The sequence below is a fragment of the Ligilactobacillus sp. genome (assembly GCF_036846325.1).
Lineage (GTDB): Bacteria > Bacillota > Bacilli > Lactobacillales > Lactobacillaceae > Ligilactobacillus.
Genome location: NZ_DAIUCE010000103.1, coordinates 5,250 through 5,868, shown reverse-complemented (window position 1 = coordinate 5,868; position 619 = coordinate 5,250). Strand labels below are relative to the sequence as shown.

The 619-nt window shown below is 43.6% G+C and carries 1 protein-coding gene; it reads left to right on the top strand.

Features of this window, described 5'->3' with window-relative positions; translation table 11 throughout:
- The coding region (locus V7Z60_RS08470) for a CHC2 zinc finger domain-containing protein (protein ID WP_334117391.1) at positions 1-619 on the top strand (619 nt) is incomplete at its 3' end.

The window sequence follows — 619 nt, the reverse complement described above, 5'->3', positions numbered from 1 at the left end:
ATCAATGAGCAAAAACAGTTTTTTTACTGTTTTTCGTGCGGACGCGGCGGAAATGTCTTTAAGTTTATCATGGAACTTGAAGACTTGAGTTTCCCGGAGGCTGTTTATCGGGTTGCTGAACTTGAAAACATCGAAATGGATTCTCGCTACTCTCCGGAAAATCAAGCCAGATTTCAAAGGGAATTTGAATCCTCGGAAATTGGGCAGCTGAAGAATTTGTATAAAACGGCATCTGAAGTATATCATTATATGCTGACGACCGCTGAAATCGGTGAGCAGGCATTGGATTATCTGCATAAACGAGGTCTTACGGATGATTTGATTGAGGAATTCAGTTTGGGGTTTGCGCCCTCGCAGGATTTTTTGAAGACTTATTTTGAAACGCATGGTATTGGTGATTACCAGCTTTTCAGGAAGTCAGGCCTGTTTACCGAACACGGAGACGGAAGTCTGGTTGATCGTTTTCATTCGAGGGTGATGTTTCCGATTCGAAACGCATCAGGCCAGACGATAGCTTTTTCCGGCCGGCTTCTGGTGAAGGACGACAAGTCGCCAAAGTATTTAAACTCCCCGGAGACGTTATTGTTCGAAAAGAGCAAGGTGTTATTCAACTTTGACA